General features: G+C 64.8%; 6 protein-coding genes. 3 read left to right on the top strand and 3 right to left on the bottom strand.

The window, feature by feature from the left end; genetic code table 11:
- Positions 1 to 203: 203 nt before the first annotated feature.
- A complete protein-coding gene (locus Q4F91_RS12060; RefSeq protein WP_303337966.1) occupies positions 204 to 539 on the top strand; it encodes an H-NS histone family protein in 336 nt (111 codons plus the stop codon).
- 777 nt (positions 540 to 1316) lie between these two features.
- On the opposite strand, the gene Q4F91_RS12055 is transcribed toward Q4F91_RS12060, so the two are convergent.
- Both Q4F91_RS12055 and Q4F91_RS12050 read right to left on the bottom strand, forming a co-directional pair.
- Positions 1317 to 2249, bottom strand: coding sequence for a LysR family transcriptional regulator (locus Q4F91_RS12055; protein WP_303337965.1), 933 nt, complete (start codon positions 2247 to 2249; stop codon positions 1317 to 1319).
- 145 nt (positions 2250 to 2394) lie between these two features.
- Entirely contained in the window at positions 2395 to 3534 is a 1140-nt protein-coding gene (locus Q4F91_RS12050) for a hypothetical protein (protein WP_303337964.1), read from the bottom strand.
- A gap of 985 nt (positions 3535 to 4519) precedes the next feature.
- Here Q4F91_RS12050 and Q4F91_RS12045 point away from each other — a divergent pair.
- Entirely contained in the window at positions 4520 to 6502 is a 1983-nt protein-coding gene (locus tag Q4F91_RS12045) for an FAD-dependent oxidoreductase (protein ID WP_303337963.1), read from the top strand.
- 177 nt (positions 6503 to 6679) lie between these two features.
- Here the strand turns inward: Q4F91_RS12045 and Q4F91_RS12040 are convergent, their stop codons facing one another.
- A complete protein-coding gene (locus Q4F91_RS12040) occupies positions 6680 to 7081 on the bottom strand; it encodes a MerR family transcriptional regulator (RefSeq protein WP_303337962.1) in 402 nt (133 codons plus the stop codon).
- A gap of 143 nt (positions 7082 to 7224) precedes the next feature.
- Between Q4F91_RS12040 and Q4F91_RS12035 the strand changes: the two genes are divergently transcribed.
- Positions 7225 to 8013 (top strand): MBL fold metallo-hydrolase, encoded by a 789-nt coding sequence (locus Q4F91_RS12035; RefSeq protein WP_303337960.1) that lies wholly within the window; start codon positions 7225 to 7227, stop codon positions 8011 to 8013.
- Positions 8014 to 8135: the final 122 nt, after the last annotated feature.

The following is an 8135-nucleotide window of genomic DNA, read 5'->3' as shown; positions in this document are numbered from 1 at the left end:
GACGCCGTGCGGGGCTCTCTGACGGAGGAGAAAACATTCAGGGCATCTCTTCAGGATGAGCCAGAAGTGGAAGCGGCAAAATGAACCCGCTCGGAGAACCGCGCCGGCTCCTGCCCTTGAAATATGAAAAACCACAGCGTAGAATCAATCGCAACGGAAAAACTTCTTTTGAGCAGTCATGCTTTTCTTGTCACAAGGAGGATATGCATATGGATATTAAGGGCTTCCAGGCGGAACTCGCTGAAGTCGAGGAAATGCGCGCCAAGCTCGCTGCCCGCGAAGACGCTCTCCGCGGCGACATGATTCAGCAGATTCAGAGCCTGATTGATTCGCTCGGCATCAAGGCCTCCGACCTCACGTTCCCGGACGCCGCCCGCCCCGCGAAGAGGGTCTCCGCCCCGCGCCGCCAGTGCGCCCCGAAGTTCCGCGGCCCCAACGGCGAAGAGTGGTCCGGCCGCGGCCGTCAGCCCCGCTGGCTCGTCGAGCAGATCAGCCAGGGCCATGAGGTCGAGGAATTCCGCATCCAGCCGGCCGAATAAGTCCGCGCTGAACGCCTGATTCCCGAGGGAATCAAACAAACCGGAGTTTCGAGTTAATCGGAGCTCCGGTTTTTTACTGTCTGAAGTTTCTCGCAGCTGTCTTTTCGAAATGCACCGGAAGAGAGCATGAAAGCCGGTGCGGGGAAACAACACAAGTGACAACAACGGACTCACACCGAACTGAAGTGCCCGACTCGAGACCGGGTTATGTCCGCCTGTTTCCCGGCAAATGTGCGCGAGCCTGAGCGGGATGCGTAACAATTCGGAAACAAATGGAATGCCGGGAGCGTGTGCGATCCATGTCAGGGATATTCAAAGGGAATGATGCGGTTCAAAAGAGCGGGATTCGCCTGAAACCGATGTTCCGCGCCGGCATTGATCCGCGCGGCATGCGTCATAAACCTGCGCATTTGAGTCCGGGGGATTTGATCTATGCATTCGCGCTTCCCCGCCCGCAGTCCACGGCCCGGATCGAATCGGGAGGTAGGGACCGCAGCGCCCTGAGGTACGTGGGGTGCGTGAGGAAGATCCTGTGGATGAAGGCGGTGGAGGCGGTGCCAGGGGATGCGGTCATGGCGCGTTTCCGGTCGGTGCGGAGGAGCCGGTGTCGCCCGGACGCACCTGAAGGCGCCCGGAGGAGCTCCGAATCGGGCGCGCACGAAAAAGGCCGGCACCCGATGAATGCGAAAGATCGGACGCTGGCCGGAGGCGGGGTGACCCCGCCGCGGCGAAGCATATCACGGTTGCTTTGAGGAGGGAGTTTTAAAAGTATTATTTTCAGAGGGGGCGTATGAAGCGCCGCGGCTTCTGACGAATCCAGGCGTCGAAGGCCTCGCGGATCGAGAGCCGCATGAAGTCCCCGGCGGGCGAGAGCTCCACGGCGCGCCGTCGGAAGAACGAGATCGTGAGGGGTGGAAGGGGAAATTTTTCCGGGGGGAGCGCCTCGAGTTTCCCCGTATACCGGGGATCCTCCGTGACGGAGAGCGGGGAGAGCGAGAGCGCGCCGTTCATGCCGTTCAACGCGTCGACCGTGTAGAAGTCGCAGAGCGTGAGCGACCTCGGCATCGGGATCCCCATGCTGGCGAAGCGCTCCATCAGGAACTTCTCGTCCTGCACGGTGGTGAGCCACTCGGACTCGGTGAGATGGCGGCGGACGTCGGCGCCCTCCTCAAGAATGGGGTGGCCGATGCCGGCCACGACCCCCTGGTCGATCTCGCAGAGGGGCTCCTCGACAAGCGAATTCAGGGCCTCGTGCTGGTGCTCGGCCGACATCACGAGCGAGAGGTCGAGCTTGTCGGTGAGAAGGCGCGGCATGCAGTCCGAGAAGAAGCCCGAGGTGAAGCGGAGCTTGACCGCGGGAAAGCGCCCGCGGAAGCGCGCGAGGGCTGCGGAGAGCACGTCGGGCGGGAGCGTGGGCGTCACCGAGATCCTGAGCTCCGCCACCCGCCCCGAGGCGGCCTCGGCCACCGCGGCGGCGGCGCGGTCGGCGTTGGCGACGATCGTCTCGGCGTAGGGGAGCATCGAGCGGCCGGCGTCGTTCAGCCTCAGGCCCATGGCGTTGCGCTCGAAGAGGGGGCTCCCGAGTTCGGCCTCGAGCTGGCTCACGGCCTTGGCGACGGTCGACTGCGTCAGGCACAGGGCCGCGGCGGCACGCCGCACGCCGCCCGTGCGGGCGACCGCGAGAAAGGCACGGATCTGGCGGATTTTCATGGGGAGGCTCCCGAGGGAAGGTGGTCACACGGGAATTCTGACACGGCCCGGACCCTCCGTGGCCGGATCGTGAACGGGGCGTTCGCAATCCGGAAACACTTCCGGAACGCCCCTGGGAACGGCTCCTCGTGAGACTCTCCCGGGATCAGTCGTCGTACGCGAAGGGGTTGCTGACCTTCACGGCCCAGACGCGCTCGCTGCCCTCGACCGTGAGGAGGTCAATCTTCATGAGCGTCATTCCGCCCGCGGCCTCCGCGGACCACTGCGGGTGCTCCCAGATGCGCGACGAGAAGCGCGCGGGGCCGCCGGGGAGCGTCACCGGGATCATCGTGTCCGAGAGGCAGAGGAAGCGGAAGCCCCGGTCCTCAAGGACCCGCTCGACCGACTCGACCGCGGGCAGCCGCTGCCCCTCAAGCGGACTCATCTGCACCGCGGTGAGAACGCCCGTCTTCGTGAAAAAGAGCGTGACGCCGGTCCGCTCCCCGCCGAAAACGTGCAGCCCGAATAGATCCGCCGGGGCGGCGGCGCTCCATGAGGCCGAGCCCTCGTCCTCGCGGAAGCCGTGCTCCGCCATGAAGGTGCGCAGCTCGCTGATCGTCGTCTTTCCGAGACGGAAGCCCATGAACGCGGGCCAGCCGTGCTGCTCCAGATAGCCCCGGGCGCGGCGGGCGGGGGCGAGGCTTTCGATCGTGATGTTCCTCGTGATTCCGGCCCGGGCGGACGCGTCGGCGGTGATGAGAAAGTCGCTGCTTTTCCAGCGGCCGGGGCCGTCCGGCGCGGCGCCCGTGAGCTTCAGGAGCTCGTCGAGCTTCGAGGCGGGGCAGCCCTTCTCCCCGCAGACGATCCAGGCGCGGGAGAGGCGGTTCTGCCGGAAGCGGAGCGTCACGTCCTTCACATCGGGCCCGAAGCAGGCCGCGGCGTTCTCCGTCACCGCCGTGACCGAGACCGACCCGTAGGCGGGGATGTCATAGGTGATCAAGCGCGGCACCGTGAGGTCGTCGTCCTCGAGCGATCCTGGGCCGGCGGGCTTGACGGATTTCGAGGCGTGAAAGCACTCGGGCGCGAGGCGGCGGAGGTCGGAGATGCGGGTGCGGTCAAACGCCAGATCGCCCAGGCGCAGTTCCTTCGCGGGCGCGCCGGATTCAGTCAGGGAGTCGGTGACGGCGGCCTCGAGCGAGACCGTCGGGTCGGCGAGCGACACCACCGAGAAGGCAGAGAGGGCTGAGAGGGTGAGCGCGGCGAGGACGAGAAGCCGCGTGGTCGCAGTTCCGTCGGCCAAGTGCATCGTCGTCTCCTTCTTCTCCTTTCCGGGTGCCCGTTTGTCTACCTGAAGTCTACGGCAGATGCCGGGGAGACACCGCCAGGGCCCAGGTGATCGTTTTTCGACGAAAGGGGGGAATGAAAATCTTTTTTAAAAGACTGCCCTGAATACAAAAAAAGAGCGACGGCAGATTCTCAAGTTGGGAGGAGGTGATGAGGATCTTCAGGCGCCGTCGCTCTGAATGGCTTTCATTGTATGCCCTGGCGTGAAAAATGTCACTTTCTGTCAACTGCGTGCCTGCGCCGGGCGCTGATCCTTTCGTCAAGGGGGCGCGACAGGACAAAGGGGAGGGGACTTTGATAACAGGAACGCGGGAGATCACCGGAGTCGGCGCAGCGCGGCGAACCTACGCGTCAGGTTTCAGGGACAACGCAATTGGTCTGATACAAACTAAGCCAGAAAATCAGGCAGGTCTGTCGTTTCGGGATCTGAACGGGATCCGGAATGCCGGGGCGGCAGGACGACGGCGCCCTGGAGCGGCCGGGAAGGACAGGCGGGGGATGCGGGATCCGTGATCCGGAAGAGGGGATCCGGCGGCGGCGGGTGCTCCGCGGGCAGGAAGGAAGGTGCGGGGCGCGGGCCGTCGCCGGGAGGAAGTGTTCCGAAGAGTCTCTTCGGAAGCTTCTCCGACATGATACGCGTTATCGTTCTCAACCGTGTTGGATTTGTGTCTCTGATGATCGATCCTCGTGAATCCGCCGGGATCCGGCGCCGTCAGGGAAACGGGGTGTTCGCGTTTGGCGAACGGGTGGAAAATTCTTCCGAAAATCCGTGAGGAAACAAGAGGTTCCGCGGCATATGATTCTTTAAGCCTAGTTCGAACTGATTAGTGACCCGAAAAGCAGATCGGGTGCGGGCAGATTGGGCCGGGCCACAACAAGAATCTGACGAGCGGGTTTGAGAGGTTCATTTCCTCATCCCGCCGCTGCCACCACAAGGAGAAGCATCCATGACTCAGCAGTTCTCGCGCCGCAGTCTGATCCGCGCCGGTCTCGCCTCGGGCGCCACGCTCGCGGCCGCGGCCGTGCACGCCGCCCCGGCCGGCATCTACAAGGCCGGCACGTACTCGGCCAAGGCCACCGGCATCGCGGGCGACGTGATCGTGACGATGACCTTCTCGGCCGACCGCATCACCGACGTCGTGATCGACGCCTCGTGCGAGACGCCGGCGATCGGCCAGGCGGCCGCCGCGAAGCTCAAGGCCGCGCTGATGGCGGGCCAGACCGCGAAGATCGACGCCGTCTCGGGCGCCACCGTCACCTCGAACGCCGTCTCGCGCGCGGCCGAGAAGTGCATCGCGCAGGCGAAGGGCGAGATCCCCGTCGAGGTTGTCACGAAATCCGAAGTCAAGGAGGACGACCCCTCCGACTGGCTGGGCAAGCCTCCTGAGATCGCTGAGAAGGACATCGCGAGGACGGTCGAGACCGAGATCGTGGTCGTCGGCTGCGGCACCGCCGGCATGTTCGCCGTGGCGAAGGCCGCCGAGGGCGGCGCGAAGGTGATCGGCATCGACCGCTTCGCCGTCGGCACGGGCGTGCGCGAGGGCTTCGCCGCCATCGGCTCGCGCTACCAGGCGAAGTACGGCACGAAGATCGACAAGTTCGATTTCATCACGCTTGCCACCAAGGCCGCGGGCGGACACGTGGACCAGAGGCTCCTGAGGCTCTTCTGCGACCGCTCGGCCGACTTCGTCAACTGGTACGGCGACCGCCTCGCTGAGCGCGGGGTCGAGCTCTGGCACGAGACCGCCGAGACCGATCCGACGATGCGCTATCAGATGCTCGCCACGTGCCATACGGCCCGCTGGCCCCAGGCCCGCTGGGAGTCCTCCGACGGCAAGCAGAAGAGGCTCAACGGCAACGTCGTGCTCTTCGAGTACGCCGTGAAGCACGGCGCCGAGTTCCACTACAACACCAAGATGCTCAAGCTCGAGCGTGAGGACGCGGGTCGTGTGACCGGTCTCATCGCCCAGGACGCCGACGGGAAGTACGTCCGTTACGTCGCGAAGAAGGGCGTCGTGATCGCCACCGGCGGCTACTGCCGCAACTACGCGATGCTCGAGGCCCTGCAGCCCTTCAACCTCACCTTCCTCGGCGGCAACAAGTCCATGCCCGGCGCCATGGGCGACGGCATCAAGGCCTGCCTCTGGGTGGGCGCGAAGATGGACGAGACGCACTCGATGGCCCAGTTCGACCGTTCGGCGATCCGTCCGGACACCGAGCCCGGCATCGAGGCGATGAAGAAGTCCGACATGGGCACCTTCTGGCTCGGCTCCCAGCCCTGGCTCAAGGTGAACGCCGACGGCGAGCGCTTCTTCAACGAGTCGGGCACCTACGAAGGCATCATGCACAGCGACGAGAACCAGAAGGGGCACTGCCACTACTCGATCTTCGACTCGACCTGGACCGACTTCGTGCAGAAGACGAAGATGACCGGCTGCTCGCGACTGATTCCTCACCCGAACGGCGCCCGCCCGATCTTCGCGTGGCAGTTCATCCATGAGAAGGTTCTGCCGCAGCTCATCAAGGACGGCTACGTGCAGCAGGCCGACACGATCGAGGAGCTCGCCCAAAAGCTGCGCCTGCCGCCCGCTCAGCTGAAGGCCACCGTCGAGCGCTACAACGACCTCGCCGCGAAGGGCGTCGACGAGGACTTCGGCAAGGAGGCCTTCCGCCTCGCGCCGGTCGCGAAGCCCCCGTACTACGGCGTCAAGAACGCGGGCTACTCGCTCTGCACGCTCGACGGCATCAAGATCAACACGCACTTGAACGCCCTTGACACGAAGGGCAGTCCGATCCCGGGCCTCTACGTCGTCGGCAACGACTCGGGCGGCTACTTCTCGAGCACGTACCCCAACCTCGTGCCGGGCATGTGCGCGGGCCACGCCGCGACCTTCGCCTACGTCGTCGCCGAGGAGCTTGCCAAGGCCTGATGAAAGTCTGATATCGAGTTACTCCTCTCAGGGCCGGTACCAGCCTTCCGGCCCCTTATGTCCACTTTCTGTGGCCGCCGGCTCCTGATTTCACGTCTCCCTGTCAGGACTCAGGAGTCCGGCGAAGCCTCCGGGACCTCTTTCGCATTCGGGGTCCAGGAGGTTTTTTTCTTCCGGTCAGGTGCCGGAGTCCGCGGGCTCTTCCCCGGCCTTCCTCTCCTCCGCGGCCCGGATCGATTCGACGAGGCTCGCGCGCACCCCGGTGAGGTGCTGCCTGAGCTTCCTCAGCGACGCCATGTTCTTCTCGAGCAGATCGAGGTAGTCGTCCACGCGCTCGAGGAGCCAGGGGGTGCCGAGCGACGGGTCCTTCTGGAATTCGATGAAGCGCTCGATGCACTCGAGCTTCATGCCGTTCGCGCGGCAGTCCATGATGTATCGGAGGCGCTCGAGGTCCGCGGTGCCGTAGATGCGCTGGTTGCCGGGGCCGCGGCGGGCGGGACCGAGGAGGCCCTTGGATTCATAGAAGCGGATGGTGCCGACGGGGCAGCCGGTGCGGGAGGAGAGTTCGCCGATCTTCATGGGGAGGAACAGTGACGGAGACGGGGTGCGGGAAAAAAGTTTCGGGGAGGCCCTTGAACCTATAGTAACTGCAGGTTTTACTCTTCGCTGCGAAAGAGGAAGCTTCCACGCCGAAAACACTTTTCCCAGAAGAGAGAAGTCCCATGAAATTCCATCAGATCCGCAGCGCCACGAGCATCGTCACCTTCGGCGGCGTGCGCTTTCTCATCGATCCCATGCTCTCGCCCAGGGACACCTATCCCGCCATTCCGGACGCGCCGGTCCTGGGCGAGGGCAATCCCAACTGCGACCTCCCGTGCCGTCCGGAGGACGTGCTCGACGTCGACGCCGTGATCGTGACGCATCTTCACTTCGACCATTTCGACGAGGCGGCCGCGAGGCTTCTCCCGAAGGCGATGCCGCTCTTCACCGGGGGCGAGGCGGAGCGCACGAGGCTTGCTGGGCTCGGCTTCACGAACGTCACGGTGCTCACCGCCGGGGGCGTTGAGTTCAGGGGCGTGCGGCTCTTCCGCACCGACTGCGACCACGGCTCGGGGAGCCTCACGAGCAGGCTTGCCTACGCGAAGATCCGCGAGACGGCCGATGCCTGCGGCGTGGTGTTCGAGTGCCCGCGGGAGGCGGGGCGCTTCTACCTCGCCGGCGACACCGTGTTCTGCGAATACGTCACGGAGGCCGTCAGGCGATATTCGCCGAAGTGGATCGCCGTCAACGCCGCGGGCGCGCAGTATCCCCGGGGACATCTGATCATTATGAACGAGTTTGAGGTCCTCGCTCTGATGGAGATGTTCCCGGAGGTCGATGTGATCGCCACCCACGTGGCCGGGGTCTCCCACGCCACGGTGACGCGGGAGAGTCTCGGGAAGTTCAGGGCGGAGCGCGGTCTCGCTCGCCTCGCGATTCCGGAGGACGGCGAGGAGCTTCTTTACGGCTGATCCTCCTCGTCTGCCTTCCCCTGAAGGTCCCGGGCATGCGCCTTCAGGGGATCGCCGGTGCCGGGCCCCCGGCCGCCCGGTCTCTAGAATGACGGATCAGGGCGGTCGCGGGGTCTCTTTTT

Source organism: Sutterella sp., from assembly GCF_030539355.1.
GTDB lineage: Bacteria > Pseudomonadota > Gammaproteobacteria > Burkholderiales > Burkholderiaceae_F > Sutterella.
This window is presented reverse-complemented; position numbering and strand designations above follow the sequence as displayed.